The following is a 15,520-nucleotide window of genomic DNA, read 5'->3' on the forward strand; positions in this document are numbered from 1 at the left end:
TGGCACACTGGGGACTTGTCGGCAGACCCCTCCACGCCACGGAAGGACGGCGAGGTCAGGTGGCCATGATGGACTGTCCGGGCTGCGGCAGGTGGCACGACGCGGGCGGCGCGCCCTGGTGCGCCGCCGCCACCGGCCCGGCCCCGGACGCCCCGGCGGGCGGCGGGCCCGTCCCGCTCCAGGAGCCGGGCCCGGCGGTGCCGGGGCCGGATCCGCGCGATCTGGAGCTGTTCGCCGAGGGCCGCGCGGCGTACCCGGACACCGCCCCGTACACGCCGGTGCCCCCGGACGACGACACGCTGGAGCAGCCCGTCGTCCCCGGCCGGGCCCGGCACGGCCGGGGGCGGCGCCGGCGCCCGCCCCGCGCGCGGCTCGCGGCCCTCGCGGCGGCCGGGGTGGCGGCGATCTCCGGCGGGCTGGTCGCGGCGAACGTGCTCGGCGGTGACGGCAGACCCGACGCCGACCGCGCCGACGAGCGCCCCGACGCCCCGTTCGGACCGCTGCCGACGAACTCCGCCGGCACCCCCGACGCCCCCGGCACCCCGTCGGCGGCGAGCCCGCCGCCCGCGCGGGCCGACGCGCAGGACCGCGCGCAGCGCTCCCGGCCCTCCACGGCCCCGCCGCCCGCACCGACCGCGGACCCGACGACGCCCGGGCCCAGCCCCGGCGGCAGCTCCACGGAGCCCGGCAGCCCGTCGTCGACCGCCTCCTCGCGGGCGACGGTGTCGGCGCCGAGCGGCACCCCGTCGGGCTCGCAGTCCCCCTCCCCCTCCGACTCGCCCACCCCGACGCCCACCGGCAGCGAGGGCGAGGAGGGCGAACAGGAGCGCGGCCGGCCGGACCAGCAGGGCGACCGGCACCCGAACGGGTGAGCCCGGAACCGCGGCGCGCGGTGCCCGCCGGGGTGCGCGGATGCGCGATCACCCCGGGGAGGCGAGATTGGGGGCATGGCCGGTGCCCATCCGAGTGCGCAGCTCGACGCGCTGCTGCTCGGCGTCCTCTTCGACCGGGCGCGCTCCGCGCTGCTGGTCTTCGACTCCGAGCTGCGGCTACTGCGCGCCAACGCCTCCGCGTGCCTGCTCCCGGGAGTGCCTGAGGAGCCGGCGGAGGAGGACGGGGAGCGTACGGAACGAGGCGCACCGTCCGCGCGGGACGTGGGGGCGGTCGCCGACGGGGCCGAGCTGCAGCAACTGCTCCGGCACGTGCTCGCGTCCGGTGACCCGGTGCGCGGCGTGCGGATGGCCGGCGACGGCGACCGGGTGCTGTCGGTCTCCGCCTACCCGATGAGCGACGGCGACGGTGAGGGTGCCCTCGTGGCCGTGCTCGCCCACGTCCGCGACATCACCGAGCGGCGCCGGGCCCGGTCCCGGCTGGAGCTGCTGTACGCCGCGGAGGCGCGCATCGGCGCCCTGCTCGACGTCGGCCGGGTGGCGCAGGAGCTGGCCGCGGTCGTCGTGCCCGCGCTGGCGGACGCCGTGGTGGTCGACATCGCCGACTCGGTGTGGCGGGGCGAGCAGTCGGCGCCGGCGCAGGGGGTGGAGGAACTGGCGCTGCGGCGGGCGGCGGTGGCGCCGTCGGCGTACCGGGAGGAGGACGGCGTCGGCGCGCAGGTGCGCTACCCGTACGCCTCCCCGCAGTCCAGCGCGCTGACGGACCTGCGCCCGCGGCTCATCCAGCACCCGGCGCACGCCGGGCCCGCGGTCGGCGGCGACGGGGACCGGGGGCACTCCGTACCGGAGCCCGATCCCGCGAGCGGGCCCCCGGGCGAGCGGGGCGCACCCGTGACCCTGCCCGACGCCGCGGACGAAGCGCACTCGCTCATCTTCGTGCCGATGACCGCGCGCGGCGCGCTCCTCGGCCTGGTCACCCTCTACCGCTCCGAGCGCCCCACCCCCTTCGACGACGCCGACCTGCGGCTGGCCACCGAGGTCGCAGAACTGGCGGCGGTGAGCGTCGACAACGCCCGCCGCCAGACCCGCACCCACACCACCGCCTCCGCCCTCCAGCGCAGCCTGCTGCCCGCGCACCTGCCGGAGAACAGCGCGATCGAGGCGGGCCTGGCGTACGTGCCGGGCACCTTCCCCGGCACCGGCGGCGCGGGCGGCGACTGGTTCGACGTCATCGGGCTGTCCGGCGCCCGCGTGGCGCTGGTGGTGGGCGACGTCACCGGCACCGGGCTGCACGCCGCGGCGACCATGGGCCGGCTGCGTTCGGCGATCGACACCATGGCCGGCCTCGACCTGCCGCCGGACGAGCTGCTGACCCATCTGGACGCGCTGGTGTCCCGGCTGATGCAGGAGCCGCCCGACCCGTTCGCCGACCCGCAGCGCAACCTGCCGACGCCCGCGGCAACCTGCGTCTACGCCGTCCACGACCCCATCGCGATGCGGGTGACCCTGGCGCTCGCCGGGCACCCGCCGCCGGTCGTCGTCCGGACGGACGGCAGCAGCGAGGTCGTCGAGGCGGCGACCGGCCCGGCGCTGGGCGGCGGCTCCAGCACGTACGGCTGCGCCGAACTCGACCTGCCCGAGGGCAGTCTGCTCGCGCTCTACACCAACGGCCTGCTGCCCGAGCGGCCCGAGGAGTCGCTGGCCCGGCTGCGCCGTTCGCTCGCCCGCCCGGGGCGCCCGGTGCAGGACCTGTGCGACGCGGCCGTACGCGACCTGCTGCCCGCCCGGCCGAGCGACGACGCGGTGCTGCTGGCGGCCCGGCTCCGGGCACTGCCGCCGGACCGCGTGGTCTCGGTACGGCTGCCGGTGGACCACTCCGCCCTCTCCGACGCCCGCGACCTGGTGCGCCGGCGGCTCACGGAATGGGGGCTGCGGGAGCTGACCCTGCCCACCGAACTCATCGTCAGCGAACTCCTCGCCAACGCGGTCCGGCACGCGCCCGGGCCCATCGGGCTCAAGCTCATCCTGCAGTCGGTGCTGACCTGCGAGGTCTCCGACACCAGCCATGTGTCGCCGCATCTGCGGCACGCGACGAGCAACGACGAAGGCGGACGCGGGCTGTTCCTCGTCGCCCAGTTGGCGCACCGCTGGGGTGTGCGGTACTCGTCCCGGGGCAAGGTCGTCTGGACTGAGCAGGAGATCCCGGGTAGTTGACCACCCGTGTGATGTGGCTCACACTACCTCGTTTCATGTCACATTCGGCCGCCTGTTCCTGTCCTTTAGGTGGGAGTGCACCAGGGAGGCAGGAGCAACCGCATGTCCGTAACCCAGACGGAAGACTCATCGCAGGGCGCGATGGGCACCCGTCCGCCCACCCGGGCGAAGTCCGGCGAGCGCCTCGCGGACTGGGCCGATGGCCGGCTCGGGATACATGGCGCCGGGCGTAAGTACGCAAGAAAGGTGTTCCCCGACCACTGGTCCTTCCTCCTCGGCGAGATCTGCCTCTACAGCTTCATCGTCATCCTGCTGACGGGCGTCTACCTGACGCTGTTCTTCAACCCGTCGATGACCGAGGTCGTGTACGACGGCTCCTACGCTCCCCTGAACGGCGTGCGGATGTCCGAGGCGTACGCCTCCACGCTGGACATCTCGTTCGACGTGCGCGGCGGTCTGCTGGTGCGTCAGATCCACCACTGGGCCGCGCTCATCTTCGTCGTCGGCATGCTCGTCCACATGATGCGGCACTTCTTCACCGGCTCGTTCCGCAAGCCGCGTGAGATCAACTGGGTGTTCGGCTGGACGATGCTGTTCATCGGCCTCTTCGAGGGCCTGCTCGGCTACTCGCTCCCGGACGACCTGCTCTCCGGCACGGGCCTGCGCTTCGTGGAGGGTGCGACGATCTCCACGCCGGTGATCGGAACGTACCTCTCGTTCTTCCTGTTCGGCGGCGAGTTCCCGGGCCACGACATCATCCCGCGCTTCTACGCACTCCATATCCTGGTGCTGCCAGGGCTGATGCTCGCCCTGCTGGTGGCGCACCTGATCCTGGTCTTCTACCACAAGCACACGCAGTGGGGCGGTGCCGGCAAGACCGAGAAGAACGTCGTCGGCGCGCCGTTCATGCCGGTGTACGTGGCCAAGGCGGGCGGCTTCTTCTTCCTGGTCTTCGGCCTCGTCACCATCATCGCGGCCGTGGCGTCGATCAACCCGATCTGGAGCGTGGGACCGTACCGGCCGGACCAAGTGTCGACGGGCGCCCAACCGGACTGGTATCTGGGCTTCGCCGAAGGCATGGTGCGCATCATGCCCGGCTGGGAGATCAACGCCTGGGGTCACACACTCTCGCTCGGCGTGTTCATACCCATCGCACTCTTCCCGCTCATGCTGGTCGTCATCGGCGCGTACCCGTTCATCGAGGCGTGGGTCACGGGAGACAAGCGGGAGCACCACCTGCTGCAGCGGCCGCGCAACGTGCCCGTGCGGACCGCACTCGGCACCTCGTGGCTGTCGCTCTACGCCCTGTTCCTCATCGGCGGCGGCAACGACGTCTTCGCCACGCACTTCCACGTGTCGGTCAACAACGTCACCTGGGCCCTGCGGATCATGGTGTTCGTGGTGCCCGTGCTCACCTTCATCCTCACCAAGCGCATCTGCCTGGCACTGCAGCGGCGCGACCGGGACAAGGTGCTGCACGGCCGCGAGACCGGCATGATCAAGCGGCTGCCGCACGGCGAGTACATCGAGGTGCACGAGCCGCTCCCGCAGGCGGAGCTGCACAAGCTCACCTCGCACGAGCAGCCGCAGCCGTACGAACTCGGCCCGGAGACCGACGCCAACGGCGTCCGCCGGCCCCCGGCCGGCATCACCAACCGGGTGCGCGCGAAGCTGGCGCACGCCATGTTCGGCCCGCACACGCGCATCGAGAAGCCGACCATCGAGGAATACCGCGCGGTCGCACACGACCACGAGCACGCGGAGCTGCCGGCAGGCAGCGGGGAACGCACGCTCGAATCCGCGGACGAGAGCCCGGGCGGCCGCTCGTCCGGATGAGGTACGGCCCCCCGACGGCCCTCATCCGGCACTGAGGCAGGCCCCCGACCGGGTGGGGCGCGGACCCCCGACCGCGCCCCACCCGACCTTTTTGGTTAGGCTACCCTAAGCTTTTTCGAGCGAGGGGTGGCGACGGCGTTGGGCATCGAGGTGTACCGCGACTCCTGGGGCATCCCCCACATCCGCGCCGCCGATCATCGCGAACTCGCCTACGCCCAGGGGCAGAACGCCGCCTTCGACCGCGGCTGGCAACTGGAGGTCGAACGCCACCGCGCCGCCGGCACCTCCGCGGCGTTCCTGGGCGAGGCGGCCCGCGACTGGGACGTCTTCGCCCGCCGGGTCCGGCTGGACGACACCGCGCGCCGCTGCTTCCGCCACCTGGCCGAGGAGGACCGCGAGACCGCCGGCTGGGTGTCGTCGTACGTCGACGGGGTCAACGCCGGACTCGCCCAAGGCGCCGCGCGGGCCCCGGAGTTCGCGGCCACGGGGCTCGCGCCCGGCCGCTGGTCGCCGTGGACGCCGCTGGCCGTGTGGCTGTCCACCCACATCCTCTTCGCCGGCTTCCCCGCGAAGCTGTGGCGCCGGATGGTCGACGCACACCTGGGCGCCGGGGCGGTGGAGCTGTTCGCCACCGACGGTCCCGGCACCGCGGGCAGCAATGGCTGGCTCGTCTCCGGCGAGCGGACCGCGGACGGCGGCGCGCTGATCGCCGGGGACCCGCACCGGTTCATCGAGAACCCCGGGGTCTACCAGCAGATCCATCTGGCCTGCCCGGAGTACGACGTCGTCGGCTTCGCCGTCCCCGGCGTCCCCGGGCTGCCGCACTTCGGCCACACGGGCGGCGTCGCCTGGGCCATCACCAACGCGATGGCCGACTACCAGGATCTCTACATCGAGCGGCTGCGCCGCCGCGCGGGCCGGATCGAGGCGCTGGGCCCCGACGACTGGCAGCCGGCCGCGTCACACACCGAGACCGTCGAGGTCGCGGGCGCGGCGGCGACCGGGGTCGAGGTGGTGGAGACCGGCCGCGGGCCGGTGATCGCCGAGGTGCCGGGGAGCGCGGCGGACGGCGAGTGGGAGGCACTGAGCCTCAGGTATCCGCCGCGGGTGTACGGGGAGCTGGGCTTCCCGGCGCTGCCCGCGCTGCTCAGGGCCCGTGAAGTCGCCGACGTGGACGCGGCGCTCGACGGCTGGGTCGAGCCGGTCAACGTGGTGCTGGCCGCCGACACCGCGGGCGGGCTGCTGCACCGGGTCGCCGGGACGGTGCCGGTACGCGACGAGGCCAACCTGCGCGGGGCCGTACCGGCGTGGGAGGCGGCGTACGCGTGGCGCGGGCGGCACGCGCCGATGCCGTCGGTGCCGGTGGCCGGCGGGATCGCCGTGATGGCCAACGAGCGCGGCCCGGCAGCCCCGTTCGGCGCCGAGTTCGCCCCGCCGTACCGGGCCGAGCGCATCCGCGAGCTGCTGGCCGGCGGCGGGTCCTGGCGCGCCGGGGACATGGCCGCCGTCCACACCGACACCCTCAACGCCGCGGCCCGGCCGCTGCTGGACCTGCTCGCCGGCGTCGACGGACTCGGCCCCGCCGCCGCGGAGTTGCGCGACCGGCTGCTGCGCTGGGATCTGCGGATGGCGGCGGACAGCGCCGACGCGCTGGCGTACGCGCGGCTGCGCTCCGCCGTCGTCCGCGCCCTGGCCGCGCAGCCCGCGCTGACGCCGCTGGCCGACCCGCCCCCGTACCCCGCGCTGCTGCTGCCCTGGCTGGACCTGCACACCCGGATCGGGTACGCCCTGGGCACCCTGCTCGCCACCGACCGGCTGCCGGAGATCGACCTGCCCGCGCTGGTGCGGGCCGCCGCCGAGGAGACCGCCGCGCACCTCGCGGCGGCGGCTCCGGGCGCCCCCTCGACCTGGGGCGAGGCGCACCGGCTGGCGCCCTGGCAGGCGCTGCCCGGCGGCACGGGCGGCCCCGGCGGCTCGGGCGGCCCCGGCGAGCCGTGGCCCGGGCTGGCCGGTGACCACGACTGCGTGCTGGCCACCGCCGCCGTTCCCGGCGTCACCGACCTGTGTGCCCGCGGCCCCGCCGCCCGCTACGTCTGGGACGTCTCCCGCCGCGAGGAGAGCCGCTGGGTGGTGCCGTTCGGCGCGTGCGGCGTCCCCGGCGCCCCGCACCATCGCGACCAGCTCGCTCCCTGGCAGCGCGGCGAGTTGATTCCCGTACTCACCGACTGGCAGGCCCTGAAGGAGTCCCATGACGACCGCTGACCCCGCGCCCCGCGACCGGAGGCCACGGCACGAGCAGCAGGCCGGCGGCTTCGGCACGGTGCGCGTGGTGCCGGTCGTCCCGGACGCGGACGCGGCCCTGCTGCACGGCTGGGTCACCGCGGAGCGCGCCCGCTTCTGGGGCATGGCCGGGCTGTCCCGCACCCAGGTCCGCGACGTCTACGCGCACATGGACACCCTCCCCACCCACCACGCCCACCTGCTGCTGCGCGACGGCGCGCCGGTCGCGCTGGTGCAGACGTACGAACCGGCCGCCGACCGGGTCTCGGAGTGCTACCCCGCCGAGCCCGGCGACCTCGGCCTCCACCTGCTGGTCGGCCCCGCCGAGGGCGCGGCGGAGCCCGGTTTCACGGCCGCGCTGATGGGGGTGATCATCCGCTTCGCCGCGGCGGCGGGCGCGCGGCGGCTGGTTGCCGAGCCGGACGCGCTCAACGGGCCCGCGATCGACCGGCTGCGCCGCGAGGGCTTCGCGCTGGGACCGGAGGTCACACTGCCCGAAGTGGACCTGCCGGAGGTGTACTTGCCGCCGAAGCGGGCCCGGCTGGTGTTCCGCCCGCTGGCCGGGGGCTGACTTCCCTGCTCACCCGTCCCCGGCGCCGTCGTCCGGTGGCAGGCTGCTGCGGTACGGCGGCATGAAGCGCAGCCGCGGCATCTGGTCGGCGAGCACGCCGCCGTCCACGACGATCCTGGCGCCGGTGATGTACGCCCCGGCGTCCGAGGCGAGCAGCAGCAGCGCGCCGACGCACTCCTCGGGCCGGGCGTAGCGGCCGAGCGGGATCCGCTCGCGGTACGCGGCCTCGAACCCCTCGCGCGCCAGCGGGAACTCGCCGTCGATGGGTGTGTCGACCATGCCGGGCGCCAGGGTGTTGGCGGTGATGCCGTGCGGCGCCAGCTCCACCGCCAGGGTCTCGGTGAGCAGTTGGGCGGCGGCCTTGGCGGCGTTGTAGTGGGCCAGCCCCGCCTCGGCGACCAGCGCGTTCTTCGAGGTGACGGTGACGATCCGGCCGGGCACCCGGTCGGCGGCCATGTGCTCGGCGAGCCGCTGGGAGAGGAAGAACACCGCGTCGGCGTTCACCCGCATGACGTGCGACCAGCTCTCCGGGGTGATCTCGTTGAAGCGCTCCAGGGCCGCGGTGCCCGCGTTGTTGACCAGGATGTGCACCGGCCCGGCCGCCGCGCGGATCCGGTCGGCGAGCCCGGCCAGTTCGCCGGTACGCGCCAGGTCCTGCCCGTACGTCCGCACCCGCCGGCCGTGGGCCCGTACCGCCGCGGCCGTCTCCGCCAGCCCGGGGGCGTCCGGCAGGTCGACGAGGACGAGGTCGGCGCCGGCCCCGGCGAGCCCGGTGGCGAAGGCGCGGCCGAGGCCGCGGGCGGCGCCGGTGACGACGGCGGTGCGCCCGGTGAGGTCGAACCGGTCCCCCGCACCGGGCCGCCGCTCCCCCGCCCCGCTCACGACAGCCCCAGCAGGTCGAGGGCCGGCCGGTGGATCAGCTTCTCCACCTCGTCCCGGTCCAGCGGCGGCAGCCCGGGGATCCCCGGGATCCGGGCGATCTCGCGCAGCCCGGCGACCGAGGCGTCGACCGTGGTGAAGGGGTAGTCGCTGCCGAAGAGCAGCTTGTGCCAGACGCCGTAGTCCTGTGCCAGGCGCAGGCTGTGCCAGAGCTGGAACGGCCGGTAGTGCAGGGCGCTGACGTCCGCGTAGACGTGCGGGTGCTTGCGGATGACGGCCAGGCACTCGCCCTCGAAGGGGTGGCCGAGGTGGGCGAGGACCATGCGCAGCTCGGGGTGGCGGATGGCGACGGCGTCGAGGTGCCGGGGCATCGCGTACTCCAGCGGGGCGGCCGAGACGAACGTCGTGCCGGTGTGCACCAGCAGCGGCAGGCCGTGGCGTTCGGCGTAGCCGAAGAGGTCGTCGTACTCCTCGGCGGCGGGGTCGAAGCCCGCGTACATCGGCATCAGTTTGATGCCGCGCAGCCCCAGCTCCTGGTGGCCCTGGCGCAGTTCGTCCCGCCAGCCGGGCTGGGTGGGGTCGAGGGAGAGGTAGCCGACCAGCCGGCCGGGGTGCGCCGCGGTGTACGCGGCGACCGCGGCGTCGTCGACCCACAGCCCGCTGCGCCGGGCCTTGCCCCCGACGACGATGGTGCGGGTGCCGTCGGGGGCCGCGGCCGCGTACTCCTCCCAGCGCACCGTGAGGTCCACCTCGCCCGCGTGGGCGCGGGCGGCCTCGGTGCGGAACGCGTCGTCGAAGTCCGTGCCGGGCCGGAAGAGATGGGAGTGGACGTCGGTGATCATGCCGGTGCGCTCCTGTCCCGCTTCTCCCAGCCGTCCTCGAACATGTTCCAGAAGCGGTGGGTGGGCGGGTGCTCGGCGAAGACCTCGTCGGCCAGCTCGACGCCGAGGCCGGGTGCGGTGGGCAGGCCGATGCTGCCGTCGGCGATGGGCAGCGTGCCGCGCAGGGCCTCGAAGACGTAGGGCTCCAGCAGGCCGTCGAAGGTCTCCAGCACCTTGAGGTTGGGGATGCCGAGCGCCGCGTGTACGGAGACGGTGGTGCACAGCGGCGAGTTGGAGTTGTGCGGGGCGACGAGCATGCCGTGCGCGTCGGCGATGGCCGCGATCTTGCGCACCTCGGTGAGGCCGCCGGCCATCGACAGGTCGGGCTGCACGATGTCGACGGCGTGGGTGGCGAAGAGCTGCTTGTACTCGTAGCGGTCGTGGAAGTGCTCGCCGCCGGCGATGGGGAACGACGCCCGCTGCCGCAGTTCGGCGTAGCGCTCGATGTGCGTCCAGGGCAGCGGCTCCTCCAGCCAGCCGATGCCGTACGGCTCCAGCTCGTGCAGCAGCCGCACCGCGGTGGGCATGGCGAAGCGGGCGTGGCCCTCGACGAACAGCTCGACGTCCGGGCCTATCGCCTCCCGGACGGCGGCGACGAGGCCGATGGAGCGGCGCAGCTCGGCGGGGCCCAGCTCGTGCAGCCCGGAGCCGAAGGGGTCGAACTTCAGCGCGCGGTAGCCCTTGGCGACGGTCGCGCGGGCCTTGGCGGCGAACACCTCGGGGTCGCGCTCGCCGTCGTACCAGCCGTTGGCGTAGACGGGGACGCCGTCGCGGCAGGCGCCGCCGGTGAGGCGGTAGACGGGGACGCCGAGGGCCTTGCCCATGAGGTCGTAGAGCGCCTGGTCGAGGCCGGACAGGACGATGCCGCCGACGTCGCCGCCGCGCAGGAAGTCGCCCTGGTGCAGCCGGAGCCAGATCTCCTCGACGTCGAAGGGGTCGGCGCCCAGCAGGTGGCGTCGGGACATCGCCTCGGCGAGCGCGCAGACCTCGCGGCCGCGGTACGGGTGGGTGATCTCGCCGACGCCGGAGAGGCCCTCGTCGGTGTGCACGCGGACGTAGCCGAAGTCGCGCCAGGCGGTGCCGAGCATCAGGGTCTCGACGCGGCTGATCCGGCCGGCGGGTCCGGTGGGGCGGGTGGTGTCGACGGTGAGCATCAGCGGCCCGCCTCTTCCGGCCGGCCGGCGGCGGCCGGGGTGGCGCCGCCCATGGTGGAGGCGTGCTCCAGGTCGCGGGCGCCGCCGTCGGCGAGCGCGGCGGTGACGGCGGCCTCGGTGGCCTCCAGCAGCCGGTCGACGTCGGCGTCGGTGTGGGCGTAGGAGAGGTGACTGCGCTTGAGGTTCAGCGGCAGCTCGAAGATCCCGTGCTCCAGCAGCCGGCGGCGGTAGCCGACGAAGAGGCCCGCGTCGTTGGCGAGCAGGTCGGTGTACGTCCGCGGGGTGGGGCTCTCGGCGCCGGCGGCACCGCCGTCGTAGCCCGGCATGAAGTACGTGACGAAGACGGAGCCGTAGCCGGTGACGGCGACGGGCACGCCGAGGCGCGCGTAGACGGTGCGCAGCCCGGTGCGCACCCGCTCGCCCAGCCGGAAGACGTGGTCGTGGACCGGCTCCTCGCGCAGCTTGCGCAGCGTGGCGAGCGCGGCGGCGACGACGGAGGGGTGCCCGTTGTACGTGCCGGCGAAGAACGCGGGGGCGCCGGGGCGGGTGGAGAACAGCTCCATCAGGTCGGCCCGGCCGCCGATGGCGCCGGCGGGGGCGCCGTTGGCGATGGCCTTGCCCAGGGTGGTGAGGTCGGGGGTGACGCCGGAGATCTGCTGCCAGCCGCCGAGGCTGTGCCGGACGCCGGTGATGACCTCGTCGAAGACGAGCACACTGCCGGCCCCGGCGGTCTCCTCGCGCAGCGTGGTCAGGAACTCCTGGTGCGGCAGGAGCGCGCCGACGTTGTGCGGTACGGGCTCGACGATGACGGCGGCGATGTCCTCGCCGTGCGCGGCGAAGCAGCGGCGCACGGCGGCGCTGTCGTTGAACGGCAGCACCAGGGTGGCGTCGAGGACCTCGGGCAGGATGCCGGCGGAGATCGGGTCGTGGCCGCCGACGCGGTCGGGCGCGGAGATCACGTTGAGGCTGACCGAGTCGTGCCAGCCGTGGTAGCAGCCCTGGAACTTGACCACCAGCCGGCGTCCGGTGGCGGCCCTGGCGACGCGCAGCGCGTGGAACGTCGCCTCGCTGCCCGTGCTGGTGAGCAGCACCTTCTCCAGCGAGGGCACCAGCGCGCAGAGTTCCTCGGCGAGTTCGATCTCGCCCTCGGTCACCCCGACGCCCATGTGGCCGAGCGCGGCGCCGGCCTCGGCGGCGGCGCGGGCCACGTCGGGGTCGTTGTGGCCGAGCAGCGGCGGGCCGAAGGCCGCGTGGTAGTCGGTGAACTCGGCCCCGTCCGCGGTGCGGAAGCGGGCGCCGCCGGTGCCGGCGACGACGAGTCCGGGCAGGCCCGGGATGCTGCGCTGGCCGCTGTTCACCCCGCCGGGCACGACCCGCTGGGCGCGCTCGGCGAGGGCTGCTCCGGCTCCGGCGGTGGTGACGTCCGGGCCTGGGCTCATGGTGCGTGCTCCTTGCGTCGAGTGTCTCGGTTCCACGGGCCCTGCCCGGCCCGTGAACCCTGGCGCCATCCGCCCGGCAGTCGTCGCAGGAAAGGTGCAAAAGGTCGTACGAACGGTGAGTGATGAACGATGCGTTGAGTCTTTTTCAGAACACCGTTCTGCCTAACCGAACAGAGCCTGACTCTACGGCCGAAAAAAGCGCCGGTCAACCCCTTGGACTCGACGGAACCCCGACCTCACCCCCTAGACTGTTCGGTCATGACGAACAGAACGGATGCCGACGAGCCGAAGTACTGGGTCAAGAGCGTGGGGCGGGCGGCCGAGATCCTGGAGACCCTGGCGAGCCCGCCGCCCGGCGACGGGCTGAGCGTCACGGAGATCGCCCAGCGGTGCGGCGTCTCGAAGAGCACCGCGTTCGGCACCCTGCAGACGCTGCGCGCCTTCGGCCTGGTCTCGGACGACGGCGAGGGCATGAGCCGGCGCTACCGGCTCGGCATGGGCCTGGCCCGCCTCGGCGACCGCGCCAGGGCCCAGGTCTCCCTGCGCCGGCTGGCCCACCCGGTGCTGCGCGACCTCAGCGCCCGTACCGGCATGGCCTCCCGCGTCGCCGTGCCCGAGGGCGGCCTCGCCGTGGTCGTGGACCAGGTCGAGGTCGACAACCGCGTCCGGCTCGACCTGCGCATGGGCGAGCGCGAACTCCCCCACTGCACCGGACTGGGCAAGGCCCTGCTGTCGGCGATGCCCGAGGCGGAGGCGGCGGCCGTGATCGAGCGGCACGGCCTGCCGCGGCGCACCGGCAGGACGATCACCGACCCGGACACGTTCCTGGCCCATCTGCGCGACATCGCCCGCGTCGGCTACGCGCTGGACGACGAGGAGGATGCCGAGGGCATCATCTGCATCGGCGCGCCGGTGCGGGACGACCGCGGCGGCTGCGCCGGGGCGGTCAGCATCACCGGCCTCAAGCTCGGCCTCCCCGCCTGGCGCTACCAGGAGTTGGGCGGCGAGGTACGCGACGCGGCCCACCGGATCAGCATCGAACTGGGCTGGCCGGGCGAGGGGGCGGACGCGTCCGGCGCGCCGGACGGCACGGCACCCCGGACCGCCGTCCGCTAGCGCGCCCGCCGCCCACCCGGCGGCCGGCCCGCGAAAATCGGCTCTTGACCGATCGGCGGGGGCGGCCGTACCTTTCCAGCCATCCGCCGCGACCTCACGGTCACCGGCGCGACATGCACTGGACCCGTCCCCGGCGCCTGCCCTTCACGCCCGGGACCGGCCACCGGCCCCCGCCGGCGGCCCGCGGTCCGCAAGGCCATCCGCCGTCACGGCAGTCACCGCAGGAACGCCTCTCACGATCCGGACCTTCTCGGAAGGCGAAGTCCGCCATGAGCGTTCCGCAGCACCCGAGCACCGCCCGCCGCAGCATGCTGCGCGTCACCGGCCTGGCCGGCCTGGCCGCCGCCGGTGCCGCCGCGGCCTCCGCCGGCACCGCCCGGGCCGCCGCCCCCGCGCGCGGCACCGGCGCCGACAACGGCCCCCGCCGGGGCGGTGTCGCGGACTTCCGCGACTACGGCCACTCCGGCCCCGGGCGTCCGGCCGACGACGCGCTGGACAAGATGCTCGCCGACAAGAGCATCCACCGCATCGAGGCCCACACCGACCTGCTCTTCACCCGCCGCCACACCACGGACCGCTCGGACGTCGAGCTGGACTTCGGCGGCAACCGGATGCTCACCGAGGGCATCGAGGAGAACGGGCACGACAACCCCTTCGGCGCGGTGCTGTTCTTCCGCGGCAAGGTCACCGACACCGTCCACGAGCACAAGCTCGGCGCGGAGCTGCCCGAGCTGTCCGACGTGTACGAGGTCGGCGACTCCGGCGCGTTCGGCGTCGGCCAGTGGTGGGCGGTCGAGTCGGACGCCGCCGGGTCCGGGAAGTACGAGAAGGAGATCCAGCGGCTCGTCCAGGTCACCGGGATCGTCGACGGCACGCACATCCGCGTCGGCTACCAGACCGGCTGGCCGCTGGCCGCCGGGCGCACGCTGACCTGGACCCGGGTCGAGCCCGTCGAGCGGGCGCACGTGCGCAACCTCGTCTTCGAAGGCGCCGGCGACGACCAGTACACCGGCTCGCACCCGGTGGCGTACGAGTACGCCGTCGGCTGCGACGTCTCCGGCATCGGGGCGACCGGCACCTTCTGGCCCGTGATCATGCGCCGCTGGTGCACCCGGTTCCGTACCGAGAACTGCAGCCTGGCCAACCCCAAGTCCGTCACCTACGGCGGCGCAGGCTATCTCACCCAGCAGATCTACTGTCTCTACGGGCACATCACGGACTGCCGCACCTCCAACGCCCGCCACCTCAACGACTTCACCGCCTCCGCCTACTGCTACGTCACCAACTGCCACGGCGACGGTGACGACCAGGGCCCGTTCGTCACCCACGGCCAGTTCGAGCACGACCTCGTCTACACCGGCAACTCGGGCCTGATGACGTTCGCCAACTCCGGTGCCGCCTGGGGCGGCGCGGCCAGGCGGATCACCGTCCGCCGGCACGTGTGCTCCTGGTTCGTCGCCCGCGTCAAGGTCACCGACCTCACGCTGGAGGACGTCACCGTCATCGGCAAGGAGTCCCTGGACGGCTCGGGGATGCTGTGGGTGAACGCCGACGGCGTGCAGATGCGCGGCTGTACGGCCAGCGGGCCGCTGATCGTCTCGCAGGCGTCCGACCGGTCCGCACGGCCGAACGTCATCGCCGACTCCGCGTTCTCCTTCGCGCCCGGCGCCGAGATCACCGCCCCCGGGGTGAAGGCCCCGCTGACGCTGGAACGCGTCGTGCTCGACGGCGCCGAGGGCGCGGCGTTCCGGGGCACCGGGCCGCTGGTCCTCGACCACTGCCGGGTCACCGGCGCCCCCGGCGCGGAGCCCGTCTCGTACGCGCACGCCGACCTCACCGTCGAGGGCGGGGTGTTCACCGACACCGGGATCAGGCTGACCGGCGCGGGCGGGCAGCGGCTGCGCCTGGACGGCGCCCGGCTCTCGGGCACCAACAAGGCCGGCGCGCTGCTCTCCCGCGGCGGTGGGGACCGCACCGTCACCTGGCAGTTGACCGGCGTCGACGCCACCGCCGCGGACGACGGCACCGCGCACATCGCGCTCGACGGCGGCGTCAACCGCTACCGGGCGCAGGGCTGCACCTTCACCGGCGGCCGGCTGGAGCTGCAGCCCGCCGCCTTCGCGGACTCCGGCTCGCACCTGCTGCACGCGGGCTGCGTCGAGGACGGCGTGACGCGGGCGGCCCTGCCGGACGAGGGCGACCGCGTCGTCCACACCGCGGGCAACCTGCGGCTCTGACCTCTCCCCCGCGCCCCCCGCAC

The 15,520-nt window shown here is 74.3% G+C and carries 11 protein-coding genes; 7 read left to right on the plus strand and 4 right to left on the minus strand.

Translation table 11 applies throughout. The features are described 5' to 3' along the window. The first annotated feature begins 65 nt into the window (after nucleotides 1–65). The 5 genes from CXR04_RS00730 to CXR04_RS00750 all read left to right on the plus strand — a co-directional run bounded on the left by CXR04_RS00730 (nucleotide 66) and on the right by CXR04_RS00750 (nucleotide 7,791). A complete protein-coding gene (locus tag CXR04_RS00730) occupies nucleotides 66–872 on the plus strand; it encodes a hypothetical protein (RefSeq protein WP_234380666.1) in 807 nt (268 codons plus the stop codon). Nucleotides 873–947: 75 nt separating this feature from the next. Then, nucleotides 948–3,104, plus strand: coding sequence for a SpoIIE family protein phosphatase (locus CXR04_RS00735; RefSeq protein ID WP_101419971.1), 2,157 nt, complete (start codon nucleotides 948–950; stop codon nucleotides 3,102–3,104). Between the two features lie 141 nt (nucleotides 3,105–3,245). Then, nucleotides 3,246–4,940 (plus strand): cytochrome bc1 complex cytochrome b subunit, encoded by a 1,695-nt coding sequence (gene qcrB, locus CXR04_RS00740; RefSeq protein WP_101419972.1) that lies wholly within the window; start codon nucleotides 3,246–3,248, stop codon nucleotides 4,938–4,940. Between the two features lie 138 nt (nucleotides 4,941–5,078). Continuing rightward, a complete protein-coding gene (locus CXR04_RS00745; protein WP_101419973.1) occupies nucleotides 5,079–7,202 on the plus strand; it encodes a penicillin acylase family protein in 2,124 nt (707 codons plus the stop codon). Continuing rightward, on the plus strand, nucleotides 7,189–7,791 hold the full coding sequence (locus tag CXR04_RS00750; protein WP_101419974.1) for a GNAT family N-acetyltransferase: 603 nt from the start codon (nucleotides 7,189–7,191) through the stop codon (nucleotides 7,789–7,791). The genes CXR04_RS00745 and CXR04_RS00750 overlap by 14 nt, the downstream gene beginning before the upstream one ends. 9 nt (nucleotides 7,792–7,800) lie before the next feature. On the opposite strand, the gene CXR04_RS00755 is transcribed toward CXR04_RS00750, so the two are convergent. Genes CXR04_RS00755 through CXR04_RS00770 form a run of 4 tightly spaced genes read right to left on the minus strand, consistent with a single transcriptional unit; the run spans nucleotide 7,801 to nucleotide 12,144 of the window. Then, nucleotides 7,801–8,673 (minus strand): SDR family NAD(P)-dependent oxidoreductase, encoded by an 873-nt coding sequence (locus CXR04_RS00755; protein ID WP_101419975.1) that lies wholly within the window; start codon nucleotides 8,671–8,673, stop codon nucleotides 7,801–7,803. Further along, nucleotides 8,670–9,512 carry an amidohydrolase family protein gene (locus CXR04_RS00760; RefSeq protein WP_101419976.1) on the minus strand — a complete coding sequence of 281 codons (843 nt, stop codon included), beginning with the start codon at nucleotides 9,510–9,512 and terminating at the stop codon, nucleotides 8,670–8,672. The genes CXR04_RS00755 and CXR04_RS00760 overlap by 4 nt, the downstream gene beginning before the upstream one ends. Continuing rightward, entirely contained in the window at nucleotides 9,509–10,705 is a 1,197-nt protein-coding gene (locus CXR04_RS00765) for a mandelate racemase/muconate lactonizing enzyme family protein (protein ID WP_101419977.1), read from the minus strand. The genes CXR04_RS00760 and CXR04_RS00765 overlap by 4 nt, the downstream gene beginning before the upstream one ends. Next, nucleotides 10,705–12,144: an aspartate aminotransferase family protein gene (locus tag CXR04_RS00770; protein WP_101419978.1), complete on the minus strand. Its 1,440-nt coding sequence runs from the start codon at nucleotides 12,142–12,144 to the stop codon at nucleotides 10,705–10,707. The genes CXR04_RS00765 and CXR04_RS00770 overlap by 1 nt, the downstream gene beginning before the upstream one ends. Before the next feature lie 258 nt (nucleotides 12,145–12,402). Here CXR04_RS00770 and CXR04_RS00775 point away from each other — a divergent pair, with 258 nt between their 5' ends. Together CXR04_RS00775 and CXR04_RS00780 are read left to right on the plus strand one after the other, a co-directional pair. Next, nucleotides 12,403–13,260: an IclR family transcriptional regulator gene (locus CXR04_RS00775; RefSeq protein ID WP_101419979.1), complete on the plus strand. Its 858-nt coding sequence runs from the start codon at nucleotides 12,403–12,405 to the stop codon at nucleotides 13,258–13,260. Between the two features lie 308 nt (nucleotides 13,261–13,568). Continuing rightward, nucleotides 13,569–15,497, plus strand: coding sequence for a peptidase C14 (locus CXR04_RS00780; RefSeq protein WP_101426125.1), 1,929 nt, complete (start codon nucleotides 13,569–13,571; stop codon nucleotides 15,495–15,497). The last annotated feature ends 23 nt before the right edge of the window (nucleotides 15,498–15,520 follow it).

It is taken from the genome of Streptomyces sp. CMB-StM0423, from assembly GCF_002847285.1.
Taxonomy (GTDB): domain Bacteria; phylum Actinomycetota; class Actinomycetes; order Streptomycetales; family Streptomycetaceae; genus Streptomyces.

What these genes read in the sequence shown, in the direction of transcription:
- CXR04_RS00770 (WP_101419978.1), bottom strand. Translation starts at nt 12,144, where the DNA reads ATGAGCCCAGGCCCGGACGTCACCACCGCCGGAGCCGGAGCAGCCCTC.
- CXR04_RS00775 (WP_101419979.1), top strand. Translation starts at nt 12,403, where the DNA reads ATGACGAACAGAACGGATGCCGACGAGCCGAAGTACTGGGTCAAGAGC.
- CXR04_RS00760 (WP_101419976.1), bottom strand. Translation starts at nt 9,512, where the DNA reads ATGATCACCGACGTCCACTCCCATCTCTTCCGGCCCGGCACGGACTTC.
- CXR04_RS00735 (WP_101419971.1), top strand. Translation starts at nt 948, where the DNA reads ATGGCCGGTGCCCATCCGAGTGCGCAGCTCGACGCGCTGCTGCTCGGC.
- CXR04_RS00780 (WP_101426125.1), top strand. Translation starts at nt 13,569, where the DNA reads ATGCTGCGCGTCACCGGCCTGGCCGGCCTGGCCGCCGCCGGTGCCGCC.
- CXR04_RS00765 (WP_101419977.1), bottom strand. Translation starts at nt 10,705, where the DNA reads ATGCTCACCGTCGACACCACCCGCCCCACCGGACCCGCCGGCCGGATC.
- qcrB (WP_101419972.1), top strand. Translation starts at nt 3,246, where the DNA reads ATGGGCACCCGTCCGCCCACCCGGGCGAAGTCCGGCGAGCGCCTCGCG.
- CXR04_RS00750 (WP_101419974.1), top strand. Translation starts at nt 7,189, where the DNA reads ATGACGACCGCTGACCCCGCGCCCCGCGACCGGAGGCCACGGCACGAG.
- CXR04_RS00730 (WP_234380666.1), top strand. Translation starts at nt 66, where the DNA reads ATGATGGACTGTCCGGGCTGCGGCAGGTGGCACGACGCGGGCGGCGCG.